Source organism: Collinsella sp. CLA-SR-H006 (genome assembly GCF_040097075.1).
Taxonomy (GTDB): Bacteria; Actinomycetota; Coriobacteriia; order Coriobacteriales; family Coriobacteriaceae; genus Collinsella.
This window is the reverse complement of sequence record NZ_JBBNPD010000002.1, coordinates 205,573-226,519: the sequence shown is the minus strand read 5'-3', so window position 1 is coordinate 226,519 and position 20,947 is coordinate 205,573. Positions and strand designations below refer to the sequence as shown.

Here is a 20,947-nt window from a genome sequence, read left to right as displayed (position 1 = left end):
CAATCGCGCAATGGTGTCGAGAGATAGACACAATGTGAAGCCTTTGTCGCAATTGGACAATTTAATGTTAACACGTCAACAACGACTGAAATGCGCTATCCTCTCTTGGTCGATGTAAACACGTCAACAATCCAAAGGAGGTTAGTGATGGGTTTCACGATTCTTGGAACAGGCTCGGCGCTTCCCGAGCGCAGCGTTTCCAATGACGAGCTGTCCGAGTTCCTCGATACCTCGGATGAGTGGATTTTTACCCGCACGGGGATCAAGAGCCGCCATGTGTGCACCACCGAGTCGCTCGACGACCTTGCCGTGGCAGCGAGCGAGCAAGCGCTCCAGACGTCCGGAATCGATGCGAGCCAGCTGGATCTTATCGTCTGCTCGACGACGACGGGCGATCATCTCGTTCCTGCCGAAGCGTGCGCCGTTGCTGAGCGCCTGGGTGCCACATGTCAGGCCTTCGACGTTTCGGCGGCTTGTGCCGGCTTCGTATTTGCGCTCGATGTCGCCGAGGGCTATATCGCCCGCGGTCGCGCCAAGCACGTGCTGGTCGTTGCCGCCGAGCAGATGACGCGCGCGCTCGATTGGACCGACCGTGCCACGTGCGTGCTCTTTGGCGATGGCGCGGGTGCTGCGGTCATAGAGGCTGGGGGAGAGAATCCCCTTGCTGTTGAGCTTTCGACGGCGCCCGACGTCGAGACGTTGCGCGTTCCCGGACTGGTCGGCACCTCGCCGTTTAAGGCCTCCGCAGATGGCGAGAGTGTGCTGTCCATGAACGGCCGTCGCGTCTTCAAGTTTGGCGTCAATGCCATCTGCGACACGGTCCATAAGCTTGCGATCGATGCGGGCATTTTGGTCGAAGACATCGATCATTTTGTATTCCATCAGGCTAACGAACGAATCCTGAGCCAGGCGGTCAAGCGCCTGGGCGTGCCGGACGAGCGCGTGGTTCGCACGTTGCGCGAGACCGGCAACATTTCGAGCGCATGCATTCCGCTTGCCCTCGACCGGCTGGCAAACGCCGGTGCACTTCACACAGGCGACACCATCGCCTTGGTTGGATTTGGCGCCGGTCTGGATATAGGTGGCTATCTGCTTCGTTGGAAGTAGTCGCACATAGGAAATAAAAACGCCCTAGGGCACAACCAAAGGAGAACTACCATGGCAGATCAGAAGACCTTCGAGCGCGTTTGCGACGTTATCCGCGAGACCGCCGGTCTTGACGATGTCGAGATGAAGCCCGAGTCCACGCTCGAGGAGATTGGTCTCGACAGCCTGGGCACCGTCGAGATCCTCGTTGCCGTCGAGGACGAGTTTGGCATCCAGCTCGATACCGAGGAGAACCCCAAGACGGTCGGCGAGTTCGCCGATACGGTCGAGGCGGCATTGGAGAAGTAGAGATGCTCAAGACTCCTCTCTGCGATCTGCTCGGCATCGAAAAGCCCGTGTTCCAGGGCGGTATGGCCTGGATTGCCGATGCCTCGCTGGCGTCCGCAGTGTCCGAGGCGGGTGGCTTAGGCATCATCGCGGCCATGAACGCCGACGCCAACTGGCTTCGCGACCAGATTCATGAGCTGCGCGCCAAGACGGATAAGCCCTTTGGCGTCAACGTCATGCTCATGAGCCCGTTTGCCGACGAGGTTGCACAGGTCGTGATTGACGAGCGAGTGCCGGTCGTCGTGACGGGCGCCGGCAATCCCGCCAAGTACATGAAGGCGTGGAACGAGGCGAGCATCAAGGTCATCCCGGTCGTTGCCTCGGTGGCGCTGGCGCGCCTCGTGGCACGTCGTGGAGCCACGGCGGTTGTTGCCGAGGGTACCGAATCGGGCGGCCATATTGGCGAGACCTCGACGATGGCACTGGTGCCGCAGGTCGTCGATGCGGTCGACATTCCCGTTGTGGCCGCCGGCGGTATTGCCGACGGCCGCGGCGTGGCGGCCGCCTTTATGCTGGGCGCCGCAGGCGTGCAGGTGGGTACGCGCTTTCTGGTCGCAGACGAGTGTACCGTATCGGAGCAGTACAAGGAGATGGTCCTGAAGGCCAACGACACTTCGACGCGTGCGACTGGTCGCTCGACGGGACATCCGGTGCGCGCCCTCAAGAGCCCCTTCACCAACGCCTACGCCAAGAGCGAGGGTTCCGGCGCGAGTGCCGAGGAGCTCGGTGCTATGGGAACCGGTGCGCTGCGTAAGGCCGCCAAGGACGGCAACTACGAAGAGGGTTCGTTTTTGTGTGGACAGATTGCCGGCATGGTCAACGAGCGCCAGAGCGCACGCGAAATCGTTGACGACCTGGTCGATGGCGCCGAGCGCGTCCTGAAGGGTGCGTGCGCATGGGTAGCGTAGCGTTTCTGTTTGCCGGCCAGGGTGCCCAACACCCCGCGATGGGCGTCGACCTGATCGAGACATCGCCGGCGGCCGCCGAGGTGTTCACCATTGCCGACGAGGTGCGCCCGGGGACCAGCGAGCAGTGCCGGAGTGCCTCCAAGGAGGAGCTCTCGCAGACCGAGAACACGCAGCCTTGCGTGTTCGTGCACGACTTGGCTGTCGCCGTCGCCCTGCGCGAGCGCGGCGTGGTGCCTGCCGCCTGTGCGGGATTCTCGCTGGGCGAGGTCGCTGCACTCACCTTTGCGGGGGCATTCGATACGCGAGCGGGTTTTGAGCTCGTGTGTGAGCGCGCGGCATTGATGGCCACGGCGGCCGAGCGTCACCCCGGCGGCATGCGCGCCGTCATCAAACTTGATGCTGCGCAAGTCGAGAACCTGGCTGCGCAGGCCGGCGAGGACTGCTGGCCGGTCAACTACAACAGTCCCCAGCAGACGGTTGTGGCCGGAGCGCCCGATGCGCTGCAGACCCTCGACGTCCTAGTAAAAGAGGCTGGCGGCCGCGCCATGAAGGTCGCGGTGTCGGGTGCATTTCATAGCCCCTATATGGCCGAGGCGACAGAGGGGCTGGCGACGTATATCCAATTCGGCCACGCGCCGTCTCCGCTGCTGATTCCGGTCATGGCAAACATGACGGCGGCGCCCTATCCGGCGGACCCGCGAGCGGCATCGGATGTCTTGGCCAACCAGGTGAGCCATGCCGTGCGCTGGGTCGACACGCTGCACACTCTGCAGGAGCAGCGCATCGACACGTTTATTGAGGTCGGCCCTGGCAAAACGCTGTCGGGCCTGGTCAAGCGTACGCTGAGCGACGTTCGTGTGTATTCGTGCGAGACGGCCGAGCAGGTCGCAGCTATTGCCGACGAGCTCGCATAGTCCACAGGGCTGTAACCCGAAAGGAATGACATGGGCAACTTGAACAATGGCGCGCTCGAGCGCAACGACTCACGTCGCGTGGCACTGGTCACGGGCGGCTCGCGGGGTATCGGCCGCGCCTGCGCTATCGGTCTGGCGGAGGATGGCTACGATATCGCCGTCGTCTATGTCGGCAGCGTCGATGCGGCGCGTGAGACGTGCGACGCCTGCGAGGCGGCTGGCGCCACGGCGCGCTCATATCAATGTGACGTGGCCGACCCCGCTGCCGTCAACGCGTGCGTGGAAGCGGTCCTCAACGACTTTGGCTCCATTTGGGCGCTCGTCAACAACGCTGGCATCACCCGCGATGGCCTGCTCATGCGCATGGGCGATGACGCCTTCGATCGCGTGCTCGATGTCAATCTTAAAGGAACGTTTAACACGACGCGCGCGCTCACCAAGACCTTTATGCGCCAGCGCGGCGGCTGCGTCGTCAACATGAGCTCGGTTGTGGGCCTGATGGGCAATGCCGGGCAGGCCAACTACGCTGCCTCCAAGGCGGGCGTGATCGGCCTGACCAAGGCGGTGGCGCGCGAGCTTGCGCCCCGCGGCGTACGAGTGAACGCGGTCGCACCCGGGTTTGTCGAGACCGATATGACGGCAAAGCTATCGGATAAGGTGCGTGCGGCGTGCGAGGAGCAGATTCCCCTGAGGCGCATGGCGCGTCCCGAGGAAGTGGCCGGCGTGGTGCGCTTTTTGGCGAGTGATGCGGCTGCCTACATTACGGGCGAGGTCGTGCGCGTCGACGGCGGAATGGCGATGTAGAAACCAGGGCCGAACAACGGCTTGAATGAGGAGACCATGATGGAACAGAGAGTTGCAATCACCGGCATCGGTGCCGTGTCGCCGCTCGGCAACACCGCGCTTGCCACCTGGGCGGCCATGTGCGCCGGCACGTGCGGCATCGGCCCGATCACGCACTTCGATACCGATGCGTTTGCCGTCAAGGTGGCAGCCGAGGTCAAGGGCTTTGACGGCAACGAGTACTTTGGCAAGCGTGACGCCAAGCATCTCGACCCCTGCGTTCAGTTTGCGATGGCGGCTTCGGACGAAGCCATGCACGATGCGGGCTTTGATGTCGAAGGCGCCATCGATCGCGAGCGCCTGGGCGTCTACGTGGGCTCGGGCGTGGGCGGCATGACGACGCTCGTCGACAACGTCCATACGATTGCCGAACGTGGGCCCCGCCGCGCATCGCCCTATATGATCGCGATGATGATCCCCAACATGGCATCGGGCAATATCGCAATCCGCCACAAGGCAAAGGGCCCGACCCTGCCCGTGGTGACCGCGTGCGCAACCTCGGCCCATGCGGTGGGCGAGGCGTTCCGCGCCATCAAGCACGGCTATGCCGACGCGATCCTCGCCGGCGGCGCCGAGGCCGCAATTATCCCCGATGCCGTTGCGGGCTTTACGTCCTGCCGCGCATTGACCACCAACCCCGATCCCGCGACGGCCTGCCGTCCGTTCGATGCAGACCGCGACGGCTTTGTGATGGGCGAGGGCGCCTGCGTGCTCGTGCTCGAGAGCATGGAACATGCGCAGGCGCGCGGTGCGCACATTTATGCCGAGGTCGTGGGCTACGGCAACACCGATGATGCCTATCACATCACGAGCCCCGATCCCGAGGCTGCCGGCATTGCCCGCGCGATATCGCTGGCGGTTGCCGAGGGTGACGTCAAGCCTTCCGAGGGTCTCTACATCAATGCCCACGGTACCTCGACCAAGCTCAACGATTCGTCCGAGACGGCGGGCATCAAGCGAGCGCTCGGCGAGGACGCGGCGCGCGCCGCGCACGTCTCGTCGACCAAGTCGATGACCGGCCACATGATCGGTGCCACGGGTGCCATCGAGGTCATGGCCTGTGCCATGGCGCTCGAGCAGGGCGTGGTGCCTCCGACCATTAACTACCACACGCCCGATCCCGCCTGCGATCTTGACTACACGCCCAATCGCGCGGTTCGCGCCGACCTTACCTGGGCGCTTTCGACCAACCTGGGCTTTGGCGGACACAACGCCGCCATCGCGCTGCGTAGATATACGAGGAGCTAGAGCATGGATTCCAAAAGACTTGCCGAGATAGCCGATGTTATGGAGGACCGCGGCCTCACGCGCGTACGCGTTGAGGAGCCCGATGGCACCGCGGTCGAACTCGAGCGCGCGAGCGCCGCGCAGCCGGTTGCCGTGCCCATGCCTATGCCGGGTGCCGTGACTGCTCCGGCGGTGGCTCCTGTCGCCATGCCTGCCGCCGCACCGGAGCCTAAGGGCAGCGAGGTGACCGCTCCCATGGTCGGCGTTTTCTATGCTGCCCCGGCGCCGGGCGACGAGCCGTTTGTGCACGTGGGCTCCAAGGTCAAGGCCGGTGAGACCCTCTGCATCATCGAGGCCATGAAGGTTCTCAACGAGGTGACGGCCGAGGCAGACGGCGAGGTGCTCGAGATCTGCGTGGCCGACGGCGACCTCGTGGAGTTTGGCAGCTGCCTTATGAGGATCGGATAGGTGATGTCCATGAACAAAGAAGAGCTCAAGAAGCTGTTGCCGCATCGCGAACCGATGCTTTTGCTCGACGAAGCCGAGCTGGTGGGCGACGAGGCCCACGGCAAGATCACGATTACGGGCGACGAGTACTTTTTGCAGGGGCATTTTCCGGGAAACCCGGTCGTCCCCGGCGTGATTCAGTGCGAGATGCTCGCCCAAAACTGTTGCGTGCTACTGATGGGCGATGAGGAGGCGCGCGGCGCGACGCCGTTCTACACGAGTCTGGACAAGGCGCGCTTTAAGCGTCCGGTGCGCCCGGGCGACACGGTGGATCTGGTGTGCTCCATCACGCGTGCGCGCGGGCCGTTCCGCTTTGCGACGGGTACTGCGAGCGTCAACGGTGAGGTTTGCTGTCGCGCCGATATGTCTTTTGCACTCATGCACGAAAGTTAAGGAAGGCTTCATGTTCGACAAAGTGCTCATCGCCAACCGCGGCGAAGTCGCGGTCCGTGTTATCCGCGCGTGCCGCGATATGGGCATCAAGACCGTCGCCGTTTATTCCACGGCCGATGCGGACGCGCTGCACGTGCAGCTTGCCGACGAGGCATATTGCATCGGCGGCCCGCGTCTTGCCGAGAGCTACCTCAACGACGATGCCGTGCTCACCTGTGCCGTAAAGTCGGGAGCTAAGGCAATTCATCCCGGCTATGGCTTTTTCTCCGAGAAGGCGAGCTTCGTGCGCGACTGCGACAAGTATGGCCTGGCGTTTGTCGGTCCTTCGGCCGGGGTGATCGACAGCATGGGCGACAAGGACGCCGCGCGTCGAACGGCCGCCGCGGCGGGCGTGCCCATCGTGCCGGGCTGCGATTTGCTCAAAAGCCCCGAGGAGGCGACGGCCGAGGCCGAGCGCATTGGCTGCCCCGTGCTCATCAAGGCGCGTGCAGGTGGCGGCGGTCGCGGTATTCGCAAGGTCGAGCGCGTGGAAGACGCGGCAAAGGCCTTTACTGAAGCACGCGCCGAGGGCGAGGCCGTTTTTGGCGACGGCGAGTGCTACATGGAGAAGTTCGTCGCGCCGGCGCACCACGTTGAGGTGCAGATTATGGCCGATAAGCAGGGCCATGTGTTTTCGCTTGGCGAGCGCGAGTGCTCGGTGCAGCGTCGCAACCAAAAGCTGATCGAGGAGAGCCCCGCGCCGTGCCTCGACGGACACGACGACATTCGTGCTCGCATGCACAAGGCAGCGCGTGACCTGGCTCGTGCCGTCGGCTACGAAGGAGCCGGTACCATCGAGTTTCTGTATTCGGACGACGGCAATTTCTACTTTATGGAAATGAACACGCGCTTGCAGGTGGAGCATCCGGTTACGGAGTTTGTGACCGATACCGACTTGGTCAAGTGGCAGCTGCGCGTGGCAGCCGGCCAGCCTCTGCCCTTTGAGCAGGAGGATATGCCGGTCCGCAACCACGCCATGGAGTGCCGCATCAATGCCGAAACGCCGGACTTTCTGCCGTCATGCGGAACGGTCACCGCGTTGCGTGTGCCGGGTGGTCCGCGCGTGCGCTGGGATTCCGCCATGTTTACCGGTGCGAACGTTCCGCCGTACTACGACTCCATGCTTGGCAAGCTCATCGTGTGTGCGCCCACGCGTGACGGCGCCATTCGCAAGATGCGCTCGGCCCTGGGCGAGCTCGTGATTGAGGGCGTGAGCGAAAACAGCGAGCTTCAGCTCGACGTGCTGGCAAACGACGAGTTCTTGTCGGGCATGTATCACACCGATCTGATGGGGCATCTCTATGCTGATGAATAGAAAAGCGAAGACGGTCAACGTCCTCGAGGGACCGATGACCGAGTCGTGCGCCGAGTTTCCCGCGCGCCACGTGTTTATCAAGTGCCCGGAGTGCCGCCGCGTGATCGATGAGGCACGCCTACACGACAACCTCGAGGTCTGCCCTCGTTGCGGCAAACACTTTCGCGTGAGCGGTCGCGCGCGCATGCGCATGACGGTCGACGAGGGCACGTTTGAGGAATGGGATGCCAATCTGGCGTCGGAGGACTTCCTCTCGTTTCCCGGTTATGCCGACAAGCTCAAGAGCGTGAGCGAGCGTTCGGGCGAGCGCGATGCCGTTGTGTGCGGCAGAGGCAAAATCTGCGGTTGCGATACGGCGCTCTTCTTTATGGACGCCAACTTTATGATGGGCTCGATGGGTTCCGTGGTGGGCGAGAAGATCTGTCGCACATTTGAGCATGCGACCGAGCTGGGATTGCCGGTTGTCGGCTTTACCGTTTCGGGCGGTGCGCGCATGCAAGAGGGCGTGACATCGCTTATGCAGATGGCCAAGATTTCTGCGGCGGTTAGGCGCCACAGCGAGGCGGGCGGCCTGTATATCACGGTGCTCACCGACCCCACGACCGGAGGCGTAACCGCGAGCTTTGCCATGGAGGGCGATATTATCCTGGCTGAGCCCGATGCCCTGACGGCGTTTGCCGGTCCGCGCGTGATCGAGCAGAACATGCACAAGCGCCTGCCCAAGGGATTCCAGCGCTCCGAGTTTTTGCTGGAGCACGGCTTTTGCGATGCCGTTGTTCCGCGTGGCGAGATTGCGCTCACGGTAGGCGAGCTGCTGGCGCTGCACGAAGGGCACGCGCCCGGCCTGGGGGCACCGCATGAGATTGTGCATACGGGTCGCCGCGGCAAAAAGCTCGGTCGCCTGTTTAAGCGCTCGGCCGCACCAAAAACCGCGCTCGAGATTGTCAAGCAGACCCGCTCGGCAGATCGCGCCACGGCAGGCGAGATGATCTCGCTGAGCTTGGACGGATTTGTGGAGCTGCACGGCGACCGTTACTTTGGCGACGACGCTGCTGTGGTGGCTGGCATTGGCTGGAAAGACGGACGCCCCGTAACGGTCATCGCCATCGAGCGCGGCACCACGACCAAAGAGCGTATGCGCCGCAACTTTGGCATGGCGCATCCCGAGGGCTACCGCAAAGCGCGTCGCCTGATGCGCCAGGCCGAAAAGTTTGGTCGACCGGTTCTGTGCCTGGTCGATACTTCGGGCGCGTTTTGCGGCATCGGTGCCGAGGAGCGCGGCCAGGGCGAGGCGATTGCCCAGAATCTCATGGAGATGAGCGGCCTTAAGACGCCGATTGTCTCGGTGGTGACAGGCGAGGGCGGCTCTGGTGGCGCGCTGGCGCTATCCGTGGCCGACCGCATCCTGATGCTCTCGAGCTCGGCCTATTCGGTCGTGAGCCCCGAGGCCTGTGCGTCGATCCTGTGGAAGGATACCGAGCGCGCGAATGAGGCCGCCGAGGCGCTTAAGCTCACGGCCCCCGATCTGTTGGCACTCGGCATCATCGACGGCATCGTTGACGATAGGGGCCTGTCGCATGAGGAGATCGCCGGTGCCGTCATGTCCTCGGCATTTGATGCCTTCGATACGCTTGGGCAACTCGACGACGCGACCCTCACAAACCTCCGCTACGAAAAGTACCGCGCAATCGGTCAGTACCGCACGATGTGACAAAGGGAAAGCCCGCATGTCACATTGGGAAAGGCGTTCCATGTCACAAGTTTCTAACACCTCGTTTACAACGACGGTTTCATCAAACGCCATGGCCGTGGTGGACTATCTGTCCAAAAGCATGATGTCGGCGCTGCCGTTTATTGTCTGCGCGGCGTTGTTCCGCACCGTTGCCGTCATTATGGGCGAAGGTATGCTGGGCCTGTGGTCTGCCGATTCCGAAATCTATCGCCTGTTCTACAGTTGGCTCTATAACGCCGGCTACTACTTTTTGCCCATTTATCTTGGTTGGGCGGCCGCCCGCCAGCTCGGTTGCTCGGAGCAGCTGGGCATGATGCTGGGCGGCGTATTGATTGCGCCCGATCTGCTTCAGCTCGTCGATGCCGCATCGACGACGGGGGCATCGATGACTTCCGTGTATGGTCTGCTTCCCGCGCCGGTCAACGATTACACGACGACTGTTATTCCGGTTCTCATCTCGGTGCCCGCGCTATGGCGAGTGGAGTGTTTCTTTCAGCGCGTTATCCCTAAGGCCGTGGCATTCTCGTTCGTTCCGTTTGCGACCATGCTCGTTATGGTTCCGGTTTCGCTGTGTATTACGGCGCCGGCGGGCAGCTATCTGGGCATGCTGTTGGGCCAGCTTATGTTTATGCTTGGCAATTCCGGTGGCATTGTGTCGCTGCTCACGCTCATGGGACTTGCCGCGGGCTGGGAGTTCCTAAAGATCGCGGGCGTCAGCAACGTCGTCCTATCGCTCGCCTATGCGCAGTTTATGAGTGTGGGAACGGATTCGTGCATTCTGATCGCCGCGACGATGGCAACGTTCGCGGTTTGGGGCATGCCCTTTGGCGCGTCGCTCCGCGTTGCGGATAAGGACGAGAAGGCGCTCATGCTGGGCTATTCAATCTCGGGCGTGCTTGGCGGCGTAAGCGAGCCGGCGCTGTACGGTTGCGGCTTTAAATATGGCAGGTGCCTGACGTGCATGGCCATTGGCGGCGCCGTCGGAGGCCTTGTTGCGGCCGTGGGCCACGTTACGGCCTATACCATCGGCATGACGAATGTCCTCATGGTCATTGGCTTTGCCACGGGCGGCATCTCGAACCTGCTGTGGTGCTGTGCTGCCGGCGGTGTGGCATTTGCGGTGTCTGCGGCGCTGAGCTACTGCTTTGGCGTGGTGCCGGCGAAGGGGCAGACGACGGGGGACGGAGTCGATTCGCCCGAAACCTCGAAGAGCGTGGCCGAAGCAAGCGCGTAAACCTGTGCGACACAAGGACAATTCCTTTGCCACATTCCAAGGCCGTGGCCCGTGTGGGTTGCGGCCTTTTTGTATCTAGGGGGCAAAGTGGCTACACTACAATCCGTTTGAGCAATAGATATATAGATAGTACCGTGGGGGCGGATGTAGATGGTCGAGTGGATTGTTAAGCGTGCGCAGGGCGACCGTGCGCGCGTGGGCACGTTGACGGGCGTGGTGTGTATTCTCGCCAATGTGGCACTATGCGCTGCAAAGGGCGCAATTGGCGTGCTGTCGGGATCGGTTTCGATCGTGGCGGACGCAATGAACAACCTGTCCGATGCCAGCTCGAATATCGTGAGCGTGCTGGGCTTTAAGCTGGCGAGCAAGCCGGCCGACCCCGAGCATCCTTACGGCCACGGTCGCTACGAGTATCTCTCGGGTCTGGTCGTGGCGGCGCTCGTGCTTCTCATTGGCCTTGAACTGGTGAAGTCCTCGTTTGAGCGTATCATCCACCCCGAACCTGTCGAGTTCTCGCTTGCCCTGGTGGCAGTCCTGGCGCTTTCGATGGTTGTTAAGCTGTGGATGGCGGCGCTCAACCAAAAGCTCGGCGACCGTATCGAGTCCGAGACACTGCATGCGACTGCCCAGGATTCCAAGAACGATGTTCTTGCCACAGGCGCCGTGCTGGCATGTGCAATTGTTTCGCAGGTGACGCACATCAATCTTGACGCATGGGTTGGCCTTGCCGTTGGCGCCTATATTGGCTGGAGCGGCTTTGAACTTATTCAAGATACGGTGAGCCCGCTTTTGGGTCAGTCGCCCGATCCTAAGCTGGTCAAGCACATTCGAGACAAGATCATGAGCTATCCCGGCGTTTTGGGAGTTCACGATTTGATGGTTCACGACTACGGCCCGGGCAGGAAGTTCGCAAGCGCTCACGCCGAGATGGCAGCCGAGGCCAGCCCGCTGGAAAGTCACGACACGCTCGATAACATCGAGCAGTCGTTTAGGAACGAAGACGGCATGATTGTCACACTTCACTACGACCCCATCGTGACCGACGATCCAAAGGTGGCGAGCATGCGCTTGCGCATCAACGCTATGGCTCAAGAGATCGATAGCCGCCTTTCGATTCATGATTTGCGCTGTGTGCCGGGCCCCACGCACACCAACGTGATCTTTGACTGCGTGCGTCCCTCGGATCTGCAGATGAGTGCCGAAGACTTAAAGCACGCGCTGGCACAACGGGTCGAATCGGAATATCCCAAGTCGATTGCCAAGATTACGATCGACGAAGACTACGTAGGGCATACCCACGAGTAGGGCTGTGCCGGCAAAGCAAGTTATACAGAAGAGGAGAGCATGAAGCGCCTATACCTACTCCGCCACGGCCAGACGGAATTCAACGTCAAAAAGCTCGTCCAGGGTCGCTGTGATTCACCGCTCACCGATCTGGGCCGTCAGCAGGCACGGGCAGCGGCCGCATGGCTCAAAGCCCACAGCGTCGTCCCCGACAAAGTGGTCTCATCACCCTTAGGCCGAGCCATGGACACGGCAAGTCTTGTCGCATGCGAACTCCTCGGTCCGGACGCCGCAGTCGAGCCCTGTGAAGGCATTATCGAGCGCAGCTACGGCACCTTCGAAGAAGGCCCCCACGACGCCCTGCCCACCGACGTTTGGGATCCGGGCGAGGACCTGGTCCCCTTCGGAGGAGAAGGAAGCCGCGCACTGCAAGAACGCATGGTAGGCGCCCTCACCAATCTCATGGGCTCCGAGGGCATCGAAACCCTCCTAGCAGTAAGCCACGGCAGCGCCAGCCGCCAATTTATCAAGGCCGCAGCCCCAGAGGGCTTTGAGCTCCCAACAAAACTCCCCAACTGCGCCATCATGATCTTCGGTTTTGACGATGCGCGAGAAGAGGACGATACGCCCCAATGCAAGTTCACCTTGCAACAAATTGTGGACCCTCAACAAAGTCATTAGCCTGAGCGAGCAGAGTTAAGCAGACATCAACGTGGCGTTCCCAGTGTGCGGCGGAGGGGGCGGGCCTGAGACATATTAAGGTTGTCGCGAGTTCCGCACGAACAGGAGAGCACTTAATGTGCTCTCCGTCGTGAGCAGGACTGTAGAGCAGCAACCTTAATATGTCTCAGGCCCGCCCCCTCCGCCGCACACTGGGAACGTGCCACGCACTTTACCTGCGTAAACAATGTGAGTGAAATATGAATCTCGATGGATACGCCCGCAGCCGTGTATACTAAACAACTGTGTGAAACCAGGGGAGTATTCTGGCTGGACAAAATGCCTGCTTAATAGGGTTGTCAGGTAGTCCGGGCGAAATACAAGGCTGGGGAGCACGTCGTGTAAGTAGTGGTCCTCTAGGGGCGTACGCTCGGTGGTGTACGCATTGTCCCAAGACCACGCGAGAGTTGGGATCATATCTTGATCAGCATGATTCTCGGCCGCAAGATTGGCATGACCCAGGTTTGGGACGAGGACGACAACGTCGTTCCCGTCACGGTCATCCAGGCTGGCCCCTGCGCTGTCTCGCAGGTTAAAACTCAGGCAACCGACGGCTATGACGCCGTCCAGATCGGTTTCGGCGACATCAAGGCCAAGAACGTGAACAAGCCCATGGCTGGTCACTTCGCCAAGGCTGGCGTCGAGCCTGTCCGCTTCCTTCGTGAGGTCCGCGTCGAGAACGGCGAGGAGCACAAGGTCGGCGAGGTCGTCACCGTCGCTGATTTCGCTGATGTCGAGAAGGTCGACGTCATCGGTACCTCCAAGGGTAAGGGCTTCCAGGGTCGCATCAAGCGCTGGGGTCAGCGCCGCGGTCCTATGACGCATGGTTCTCACTTCCAGCGTCACCCCGGTTCTATCGGTCAGTGCGCCTATCCTGCGCGCGTCCTCAAGGGCGTCAAGATGGCCGGTCACATGGGTAACGAGCGCGTTACCGTCAAGAACCTTTCCGTTGTCCGCATCGATGCCGAGCAGAACCTCATCTTGGTCAAGGGCGCTGTCCCGGGTGCCAAGAATGGTCTCGTCGCCATCCGTATGGCCTAAGGGCCCAGCCCATTTAGCCCAGCGTCATACCAAGGAGAACACTTAAATGGCAAAGTTTGAAGTTAAGAACAGCGAGGGCAAGAAGGTCGCCGAGGCCGAGCTCGCCGCTGAGGTGTACGGCATCGAGCCGAACATCCACGTTATGCACCACATCGTCAAGTGCCAGATGGCCTCTTGGCGTCAGGGCACCCAGTCCGCTAAGGGCCGCTCTGAGGTTTCCGGTGGCGGCAAGAAGCCTTGGCGTCAGAAGGGCACCGGCCGTGCCCGCCAGGGTTCCATCCGTGCTGCCCAGTGGCGTCACGGTGGCGTTGTCTTCGCCCCCAAGCCCCGTTCCTACGCCAAGCGTATGAACAACAAGGAGGTCAAGCTGGCTATGCGCTCCGCGCTGTCCGCCAAGCTGGCCGATGGCGAGCTCGTGCTCGTCGACGACTACGGCTTCGAGAAGCCTTCCACCAAGGCTGCCGTCGCCATGCTCAAGGCTCTCGGCCTTGAGGGCAAGCGTCTGACCATCATCGTTCGCGATGAGGACGTCAACGCCTACCTGTCGTTCCGCAACATTCCCAAGACGTTCATCATCACCGCTGACGAGGCCAACACCTACGATCTCGTCAACAACAACGCTGTGCTGATGCCCGCCGACATCGCCGCTCACTTCGGGGAGGTGCTTGCATAAATGACCGCCCACGAGATCATCATCCGTCCGATCGTGTCCGAGCGTTCCTTCTCCGGCATGGAGCTGAACAAGTACACGTTCGAGGTCGCCAAGGATGCTAACAAGTATCAGATCAAGGACGCTGTCGAGGAGATCTTCGGCGTCAAGGTCGTTCGCGTGAACACCCTGACGGTCAAGCCCAAGACCAAGCGCGTGCGCTATGTCGCCGGCAAGACCCGTTCTTGGAAGAAGGCCATCGTCACGCTGGCCGAGGGCGACACCATCGAGGTCTTTGGCAACCAGGCCTAAGACTCGCTGCTGTTGAGTGAGCTCATGCCTCCCAAATAGGGGAGGCGGGAGCTCAAGGTTTTGGGCGTATAAAATGGACACGCCCGGAACCGTGTATACGTCCGGTGTCATCGCACCCGAGGCAGAACCTCGAATCCCTGTCTGCGATGGCTAACGGATTCCTATTGAAAGGGATTGTAATGGCTGTAAAGCACCTTAAGCCGACCTCCGCTGGTAGGCGTTGGCAGACGATCTCCGACTTCTCCGAGATCACCTGCACCAAGCCCGAGAAGTCTCTTCTCGAGCCCCTGCCCAAGAAGGCCGGTCGTAACAACAACGGCCGCATCACCACCCGCCACCAGGGCGGCGGCGTGAAGCGTCGTTATCGCGTGATCGACTTCAAGCGCAACAAGGACGGCGTGCCCGCCAAGGTTGCCACGATCGAGTACGATCCGAACCGTTCCGCTCGCATCGCTCTGCTGCACTACGCTGACGGTGAGAAGCGCTACATCCTGGCCCCCAAGGGCCTCGAGGTCGGTCAGACCATCATGTCCGGTTCTGACGCCGACATCAAGCCGGGCAACGCTCTGCCCCTCGCCGACATCCCCGTCGGTACGCTCATCCACGCCGTCGAGTTCCAGCCGGGCAAGGGCGCTGCTATCGCCCGTTCCGCCGGTAACTCCTGCCAGCTGATGGGTAAGGAGGGCAAGTACGCCATCGTCCGTATGCCTTCCTCCGAGATGCGCCGCATCCTCGTTACCTGCCGCGCCACCGTCGGTGAGGTCGGCAACGCCGATCACTCCAACATCGTCATCGGCAAGGCCGGCCGTAAGCGTCACATGAACGTGCGCCCGACCGTCCGCGGTACCGTCATGAACCCTGTCGACCACCCGCACGGCGGTGGCGAGGGCAAGAACCACACCTCTGGTCGTCCCTCTGTTACCCCCTGGGGTAAGCCGACGAAGGGCCTTCGTACGCGCAAGAAGAAGAAGGTCTCGAACCAGCACATCATTCGTCGCCGTAAGAAGTAATTTCGGATACCGAGTTTTAGGAGAAAGCACTTATGAGCAGAAGTCTCAAAAAGGGCCCGTTCGTGGAGACTCGCCTTCTCTCGCGTATCACCGCGATGAACGAGGCTGGCAAGAAGGACGTCGTGAAGACCTGGTCCCGCGCGTCCACCATCTTCCCCGAGATGGTTGGTCACACCATCGCCGTCCACGACGGCCGCAAGCATGTGCCCGTGTATGTTACCGAGTCCATGGTTGGTCACAAGCTCGGCGAGTTCGCGCCGACTCGTACGTTCCGTGGCCACAAGGCCAAATAGGGGGTTAACCGTAAATGGCAACTAAGTCTATTGAAACTGAGGCCACCGAGGTTCGCGCCGTCGCTAAGTACGTGCGTGTTTCCCCCAGCAAGGCCCGCCTGGTGGTCGATCTGATCCGCCGCAAGCCTGTCGCTCAGGCCTTCGACATCCTCCACTTCTGCGACCGCGCCGTCGCCGTGGATGTCGAGAAGGTTCTCCGTTCCGCCGTTGCGAACGCCGAGAACAACAACGGTCTTCGTGCCGACAACCTGGTTGTCGCCGCTGCCTATGTTGACGAGGGTCCGACGCTTAAGCGCATCCGTCCCCGCGCCAAGGGTTCCGCTTCTCGCATTCTGAAGCGTACTTCCCACATCACCGTCGTCGTTGCTCCTCGAAAGGAGGCGTAAAGCTGTATGGGTCAGAAAGTCTACCCCACCGGCTTCCGTCTTGGCATCACCGAGAACTGGCGCTCCCGCTGGTTCGCAGAGAAGGATTACGCTAAGACCCTCGGTAACGATCTCGAGATCCGCAAGTACCTCGAGAAGCGTCTTTCCCGCGCAGCTGTCTCCCGCGTCGAGATCGAGCGCGCTGGCGACAAGGTGAAGGTCATTATCCTCACCGCTCGCCCCGGCGTTGTCATCGGTAAGAAGGGTGCCGAGATCGATACCCTCCGCACCGAGCTCGAGAAGGTCGCTGGCGTCTCCAAGGGCCAGCTCTCCGTCGACGTTGTCGAGATCAAGCGCCCCGAGCTCGACGCCAACCTCGTTGCTCAGTCTATCGCCGAGCAGCTCGAGGGCCGCGTTGCCTTCCGTCGCGCTATGCGCAAGGCTGTCCAGTCCGCCCGCAAGGCCGGCGCTAAGGGCATCCGTATCCAGTGCTCCGGTCGTCTCGGCGGCGCCGAGATGGGCCGTCGTGAGTGGTACCGCGAGGGTCGCGTGCCTCTGCACACCCTCCGTGCCAAGATCGACTACGGCACGGCTGTCGCCAGCACCACCATGGGCGCTTGCGGCGTGAAGGTCTGGATCTACCTGGGCGAGAAGCTCCCGGGCCAGCCTGTTCCCAACCCTGCACTCGAGGGCTCTTCCCGTCCTCGTCGTCGTAACTCCGAGAGGAGGGGTCAGTAGTGCTTGCCCCTAAGCGTATTCTTCACCGCAAGGTGCAGCGTGGCTCCATGAAGGGCCAGGCCAAGGGTAATACCGAGCTGCATTTCGGCGAGTTTGGTATCCAGGCTCTCGAGGCCCATTGGATCACCAACCGTCAGATCGAGGCCGCTCGTATTGCCATGACCCGCTACATGAAGCGTGGCGGTCGTGTCTACATCACGATCTTCCCCGATAAGCCCATCACCAAGAAGCCTGCCGAGACTCGCATGGGTTCTGGTAAGGGTAACCCCGAGGAGTGGGTGGCCGTCGTCAAGCCCGGCCGCATCATGTTCGAGGTCAAGGGCGTGCCCGAGGAGGTCGCTCGCGAGGCTCTGCGTCTTGCACAGCACAAGCTTCCCATCAAGACCAAGATTGTTGCTGCCAAGAACGCTGAGCAGCGCATCGAGAAGGAGATGGCTGAGGAGGCCGCTCTCGAGGCCAAGTGGGCTGCTGAGGACGCCGCCGCCGCCAAGGAGGAGAACTAATGAAGCCCGCAGAGATTCGTGAGCTCCCGGACGCTCAGCTCGTTGAGAAGCTGAAGGAAATGCGCGCCGAGCTCTTTAACCTTCGTTTCCAGATGGCCACCAGCCAGCTGGACAACACCGCTCGCGTCAACACCGTGAAGAAGGACATCGCTCGCGTCCTCACGGAGCAGCGCGCCCGCGAGATCGCAGCGGAGAAGTCCGCTGTCGCCGAGTAGGACCTAAGGAGAGAACATGACTGATTCGCGTAACTCGCGTAAGGTCCGTACGGGTGTCGTTACCTCCGTCTCCGGTGCTAAGACCATTGTTGTCACCATCACCGAGCGCAAGCGTCACCCCAAGTACGGCAAGATGATGACCAGCTCCAAGAAGCTGCACGCTCACGACGAGGAGTGCACGGCTGGCGTGGGCGATATCGTCCGCGTTATGGAGACCCGTCCTATGTCCAAGATGAAGCGTTGGCGCCTCATCGAGGTCGTCGAGCGCGCTAAATAAGCAGTCGCTCTTACGACTTGTACGTTTCCGAAGATGTGCGTATGCCTGGCTTGCATACCACGGGCCGTATAAAGGCTGCGCACCTCTCTTCGGTTCTTAGTTCGGAGGAACATCTACCATGATTCAGATGCAAACCATGCTGAACGTCGCCGACAACTCCGGCGCTCGCAAGATTCGCTGCATCAAGGTGCTTGGCGGTTCCAAGCGTCGTTATGCAGGCATCGGCGATGTGTTCATCGGTGCTGTCCAGGAGGCTACCCCTGGCGCCAACGTCAAGAAGAAGGACGTTGTCCGTTGCGTCGTCGTTCGCACCGTTAAGGAGATCCGCCGCAAGGATGGCTCCTACATTCGCTTTGATGAGAACGCTTGCGTTGTCATCAACAACGATGGTTCGCCCGTCGGCACCCGTATCTTCGGGCCCGTCGCTCGCGAGCTTCGTGACAAGAAGTACATGAAGATCGTCTCGCTCGCTCCCGAGACCCTGTAGTTAGGGGAGATATATGTATATCAAGAAGGGCGATAAGGTCCAGGTTCTCTCTGGTAAGGATCGCGGCAAGCAGGGCGTTGTCCTGCGTGCTCTCCCCGCCGAGAACAAGGTCGTTGTCGAGGGCGTTTCGGTCGTCAAGAAGGCCGTCAAGCCCAATGCTGCCAACCAGCAGGGCGGCATCGTTTCGCAGGAGGCTCCCATCGACGCCTCCAACGTCAATCTCGTTTGCCCCGAGTGCGGTAAGGTTACCCGCGTCGGTCACGAGAAGGACGGCAAGAACAAGCTGCGCGTCTGCAAGAAGTGCGGCCACAAGTTCTAAGCTGCCCGCAACATCAAGTTGCTAGCAAAGGCCCGGATGCCCCACGGCACCCGGGCCTTTTTCTATTCCTACTCATTGGGGACAGACTTAAATGAGTACCCTAACTGGGTAAGCATAAATGAGCGGGTCGTGCTGTATAAATTGCTTGTGTGCGCGTTTATGCGCGTTAGATTGCTTTTAATTACGCACTTATGCGTATATATGCGCCGTTTACGGGGCAATAATGACCGTTTAGCGGTGAGATACGCAAAAACGCGCACAGACGCGCGTGTTTGTGCGAATATAGAGCTGTCAGAAATGCAAGACGTTCTATGACACAGGAGACACATAATGGCAGATTCCAAGCAGGCTCCACTCGACGCCGCAGCAGCCGCCAAAGCAGCATTTGCTTCGGTCCAGGACAAGCCGTTCCCTAACGACATCTTTACGGCTCCCGAGCTCCGTTGGGCTGTGATCGGTTGCGGCGTTATTGCCAACCAGATGGCTCAGTCCCTTGCCCTGGCCGGCCGCAAGCTTACGGGCGTTGCCAACCGCACGCTCACCAAGGCTCAGACTTTTGCCGACCAGTACGGCGTCGAGAAGGTCTATGACACGGTTGAGGATCTCTACGCCGATCCTGACATCGACGCCGTCTACATCACCACCCCGCACAACACCCATATCACCTATCTGCGCGCCGCCCTGGCGGCCGGCAAGCACGTTCTCTGCGAGAAGGCCATCACGCTCAACTCCGCCGAGCTCGACGAGGCCCGCGCCATTGCCGCCGAACACAACGTGGTCCTTATGGACGCTACCACGGTGCTCCACATGCCCTTGTATCAAGAGCTGCGCCGCCGCATGGATGCCGGCGAGTTTGGCCGCATGAACCTCGCTCAGCTCAACTTTGGTAGCTACAAGGAGTACGGCGACCTGACCAACCGTTTCTACAATCGCAACCTCGCCGGCGGTGCCATGCTCGATATTGGCGTATACGCCCTGTCCGTCATGCGCCTGTTTATGGCGAGCCAGCCCGTCGAGGTCGTGTCTCTGGGTAACACCTGCGAGACCGGCGTGGACGTTGCAGGCGGCATCGTCTGCCGCAATGCCGAGCAGCAGCTGGGCGTCGTGAGCCTTACGCTCCACTCCAAGCAGCCAAAGCGCTCGGTTATCAGCTTTGACAATTGCTATGTCGAGGTCAACGAGTATCCGCGCGCCGATCACGCGACGATCGTGTGGACCGCGGACGGTCATCGCGAGGAGGTCGCCGCGGGCACCGAGGCTTATGCCCTGTGCTACGAGATGGCTGACCTCGAGCAGGCCGTCGCCGGCGACGATTCCAAGCGTGAGCTTCTGGATTATGCTTCTGATGTGATGGAGCTCATGACCAAGCTCCGCGCCGATTGGGGAGTCGTCTACCCCGAGGAGGAGTAAGCGATGCTTGCGGAAGATAGGCTCAACACGATCGTGTCGATGGTGCAGCAGGCTGGCTCGGTAACGGTGCCCGAGCTTGCCGATGCCCTGGGCGTGACGGCCTCTACCATTCGACGCGACCTACAGACGCTCGACCGAGCGCACCGCATCGCCAAGGTGCACGGTGGCGCGACAAGTCTTGAGCGCGCGCACGTGACGCGCGACCTAACGATCAGTGAGCGCAGTGATCTCCATAACGACGACAAGGAGCGTATCTGCGCCCGCGCCGCGGCGCTCGTGGAGCCCGAGAGCTTTGTGTACATCGATTCGGGTTCGACAACGCTCAGACTCATCGAGCATCTTCCGCATCTCGAATCGGTCACCTATGTGACTGATTCCGTGCTCCATGCTCAGCATCTCGCTGTGCGCGGCATGCGCGCCGTGGTGCTGGGCGGCGAGCTTAAACCCGAGACCGAGGCGCTCGTTGGCCCCGATGCTCTGGCAACCCTAGACCGCTACAACTTTAACTGCGGCTTTTGGGGTTCTAACGGCATTGCCGCCGAGCAGGGCTTTACGACGCCCGATATCGAGGAAGCGCAGGTCAAGCGTATCTCGATGCGCCATACAGCCAAACGCTTCGTAATCTCGGACGCCAGTAAGTTTGGCATGGTGGCTCCCGTAAAATTCGCGGACTTCCGTGACGCAACGGTTATCACCGCGGGCGAGGTCCCCGCCAAGTACCGGGCAATGGACAACGTCATCACGGTCTAGAAGCAGGGGCAGGCTAAGGCCAAAACCA

General features: G+C 61.0%; 26 protein-coding genes and 1 pseudogene. All 27 read left to right on the top strand.

The genetic code is table 11. The features are described from left to right. Positions 1 to 147: 147 nt before the first annotated feature. The 27 genes and pseudogenes from AAA069_RS02590 (at position 148) to AAA069_RS02460 (ending at position 20,919) form a co-directional block, all read left to right on the top strand. On the top strand, positions 148 to 1,107 hold the full coding sequence (locus tag AAA069_RS02590) for a beta-ketoacyl-ACP synthase III (protein WP_349127478.1): 960 nt from the start codon (positions 148 to 150) through the stop codon (positions 1,105 to 1,107). 51 nt (positions 1,108 to 1,158) lie between these two features. Beyond that, complete coding sequence (locus AAA069_RS02585) at positions 1,159 to 1,395, top strand: acyl carrier protein (protein WP_006235019.1); 237 nt, start codon at positions 1,159 to 1,161, stop codon at positions 1,393 to 1,395. A gap of 2 nt (positions 1,396 to 1,397) precedes the next feature. Next, positions 1,398 to 2,342, top strand: coding sequence for an enoyl-[acyl-carrier-protein] reductase FabK (gene fabK, locus AAA069_RS02580; RefSeq protein WP_349127477.1), 945 nt, complete (start codon positions 1,398 to 1,400; stop codon positions 2,340 to 2,342). Next, positions 2,330 to 3,256, top strand: coding sequence for an ACP S-malonyltransferase (locus AAA069_RS02575; RefSeq protein WP_349127476.1), 927 nt, complete (start codon positions 2,330 to 2,332; stop codon positions 3,254 to 3,256). The genes fabK and AAA069_RS02575 overlap by 13 nt, the downstream gene beginning before the upstream one ends. A gap of 30 nt (positions 3,257 to 3,286) precedes the next feature. Then, a complete protein-coding gene (gene fabG, locus AAA069_RS02570; RefSeq protein WP_349127475.1) occupies positions 3,287 to 4,060 on the top strand; it encodes a 3-oxoacyl-[acyl-carrier-protein] reductase in 774 nt (257 codons plus the stop codon). Positions 4,061 to 4,099: 39 nt separating this feature from the next. Beyond that, a complete protein-coding gene (fabF, locus tag AAA069_RS02565) occupies positions 4,100 to 5,347 on the top strand; it encodes a beta-ketoacyl-ACP synthase II (protein ID WP_349127474.1) in 1,248 nt (415 codons plus the stop codon). Between the two features lie 3 nt (positions 5,348 to 5,350). Continuing rightward, positions 5,351 to 5,794, top strand: coding sequence for an acetyl-CoA carboxylase biotin carboxyl carrier protein (gene accB, locus AAA069_RS02560; protein WP_349127473.1), 444 nt, complete (start codon positions 5,351 to 5,353; stop codon positions 5,792 to 5,794). A 9-nt stretch (positions 5,795 to 5,803) separates the two neighbouring features. Then, complete coding sequence (fabZ, locus tag AAA069_RS02555; protein WP_349127472.1) at positions 5,804 to 6,226, top strand: 3-hydroxyacyl-ACP dehydratase FabZ; 423 nt, start codon at positions 5,804 to 5,806, stop codon at positions 6,224 to 6,226. Positions 6,227 to 6,236: 10 nt separating this feature from the next. Further along, positions 6,237 to 7,580 (top strand): acetyl-CoA carboxylase biotin carboxylase subunit, encoded by a 1,344-nt coding sequence (locus tag AAA069_RS02550; protein WP_349127471.1) that lies wholly within the window; start codon positions 6,237 to 6,239, stop codon positions 7,578 to 7,580. Next, positions 7,567 to 9,291, top strand: coding sequence for an acetyl-CoA carboxylase, carboxyltransferase subunit beta (gene accD / locus AAA069_RS02545; protein ID WP_349127470.1), 1,725 nt, complete (start codon positions 7,567 to 7,569; stop codon positions 9,289 to 9,291). The genes AAA069_RS02550 and accD overlap by 14 nt, the downstream gene beginning before the upstream one ends. 40 nt (positions 9,292 to 9,331) lie before the next feature. Further along, positions 9,332 to 10,546 (top strand): hypothetical protein, encoded by a 1,215-nt coding sequence (locus AAA069_RS02540; protein WP_349127469.1) that lies wholly within the window; start codon positions 9,332 to 9,334, stop codon positions 10,544 to 10,546. A gap of 150 nt (positions 10,547 to 10,696) precedes the next feature. Continuing rightward, a complete protein-coding gene (locus AAA069_RS02535; protein ID WP_349127468.1) occupies positions 10,697 to 11,851 on the top strand; it encodes a cation diffusion facilitator family transporter in 1,155 nt (384 codons plus the stop codon). A 39-nt stretch (positions 11,852 to 11,890) separates the two neighbouring features. Then, positions 11,891 to 12,511: a histidine phosphatase family protein gene (locus AAA069_RS02530; RefSeq protein ID WP_055309390.1), complete on the top strand. Its 621-nt coding sequence runs from the start codon at positions 11,891 to 11,893 to the stop codon at positions 12,509 to 12,511. Positions 12,512 to 12,970: 459 nt separating this feature from the next. Next, positions 12,971 to 13,591 (top strand): 50S ribosomal protein L3, encoded by a 621-nt coding sequence (rplC, locus tag AAA069_RS02525; RefSeq protein WP_035137484.1) that lies wholly within the window; start codon positions 12,971 to 12,973, stop codon positions 13,589 to 13,591. Positions 13,592 to 13,637: 46 nt separating this feature from the next. After that, complete coding sequence (gene rplD, locus AAA069_RS02520; protein ID WP_006235032.1) at positions 13,638 to 14,264, top strand: 50S ribosomal protein L4; 627 nt, start codon at positions 13,638 to 13,640, stop codon at positions 14,262 to 14,264. Beyond that, positions 14,265 to 14,552 (top strand): 50S ribosomal protein L23, encoded by a 288-nt coding sequence (rplW, locus tag AAA069_RS02515; protein WP_022094197.1) that lies wholly within the window; start codon positions 14,265 to 14,267, stop codon positions 14,550 to 14,552. A gap of 179 nt (positions 14,553 to 14,731) precedes the next feature. After that, positions 14,732 to 15,562, top strand: coding sequence for a 50S ribosomal protein L2 (gene rplB, locus AAA069_RS02510; protein WP_022094198.1), 831 nt, complete (start codon positions 14,732 to 14,734; stop codon positions 15,560 to 15,562). Positions 15,563 to 15,594: 32 nt separating this feature from the next. After that, positions 15,595 to 15,855: a 30S ribosomal protein S19 gene (gene rpsS / locus AAA069_RS02505; protein WP_006235035.1), complete on the top strand. Its 261-nt coding sequence runs from the start codon at positions 15,595 to 15,597 to the stop codon at positions 15,853 to 15,855. 14 nt (positions 15,856 to 15,869) lie between these two features. After that, positions 15,870 to 16,241 carry a 50S ribosomal protein L22 gene (gene rplV, locus AAA069_RS02500; protein ID WP_006235036.1) on the top strand — a complete coding sequence of 124 codons (372 nt, stop codon included), beginning with the start codon at positions 15,870 to 15,872 and terminating at the stop codon, positions 16,239 to 16,241. Between the two features lie 6 nt (positions 16,242 to 16,247). Next, positions 16,248 to 16,958 carry a 30S ribosomal protein S3 gene (gene rpsC / locus AAA069_RS02495; RefSeq protein ID WP_006235037.1) on the top strand — a complete coding sequence of 237 codons (711 nt, stop codon included), beginning with the start codon at positions 16,248 to 16,250 and terminating at the stop codon, positions 16,956 to 16,958. Next, a pseudogene (gene rplP, locus AAA069_RS02490) lies at positions 16,958 to 17,353 on the top strand (50S ribosomal protein L16); the annotation flags it as partial. The gene rpsC and the pseudogene rplP, both read left to right, overlap by 1 nt. Before the next feature lie 107 nt (positions 17,354 to 17,460). Next, positions 17,461 to 17,676: a 50S ribosomal protein L29 gene (gene rpmC, locus AAA069_RS02485; RefSeq protein ID WP_349127467.1), complete on the top strand. Its 216-nt coding sequence runs from the start codon at positions 17,461 to 17,463 to the stop codon at positions 17,674 to 17,676. Positions 17,677 to 17,692: 16 nt separating this feature from the next. Beyond that, a complete protein-coding gene (gene rpsQ / locus AAA069_RS02480) occupies positions 17,693 to 17,953 on the top strand; it encodes a 30S ribosomal protein S17 (protein ID WP_349127466.1) in 261 nt (86 codons plus the stop codon). A gap of 118 nt (positions 17,954 to 18,071) precedes the next feature. Next, positions 18,072 to 18,440: a 50S ribosomal protein L14 gene (rplN, locus tag AAA069_RS02475; RefSeq protein ID WP_006235041.1), complete on the top strand. Its 369-nt coding sequence runs from the start codon at positions 18,072 to 18,074 to the stop codon at positions 18,438 to 18,440. 13 nt (positions 18,441 to 18,453) lie between these two features. Continuing rightward, complete coding sequence (gene rplX / locus AAA069_RS02470; RefSeq protein ID WP_006235043.1) at positions 18,454 to 18,759, top strand: 50S ribosomal protein L24; 306 nt, start codon at positions 18,454 to 18,456, stop codon at positions 18,757 to 18,759. 330 nt (positions 18,760 to 19,089) lie between these two features. Then, entirely contained in the window at positions 19,090 to 20,169 is a 1,080-nt protein-coding gene (locus AAA069_RS02465) for a Gfo/Idh/MocA family oxidoreductase (protein WP_195544432.1), read from the top strand. Between the two features lie 3 nt (positions 20,170 to 20,172). After that, the gene (locus AAA069_RS02460; RefSeq protein ID WP_349127465.1) at positions 20,173 to 20,919 is read left to right on the top strand and encodes a DeoR/GlpR family DNA-binding transcription regulator; all 747 of its coding nucleotides are present in this window, start codon (positions 20,173 to 20,175) and stop codon (positions 20,917 to 20,919) included. The last annotated feature ends 28 nt before the right edge of the window (positions 20,920 to 20,947 follow it).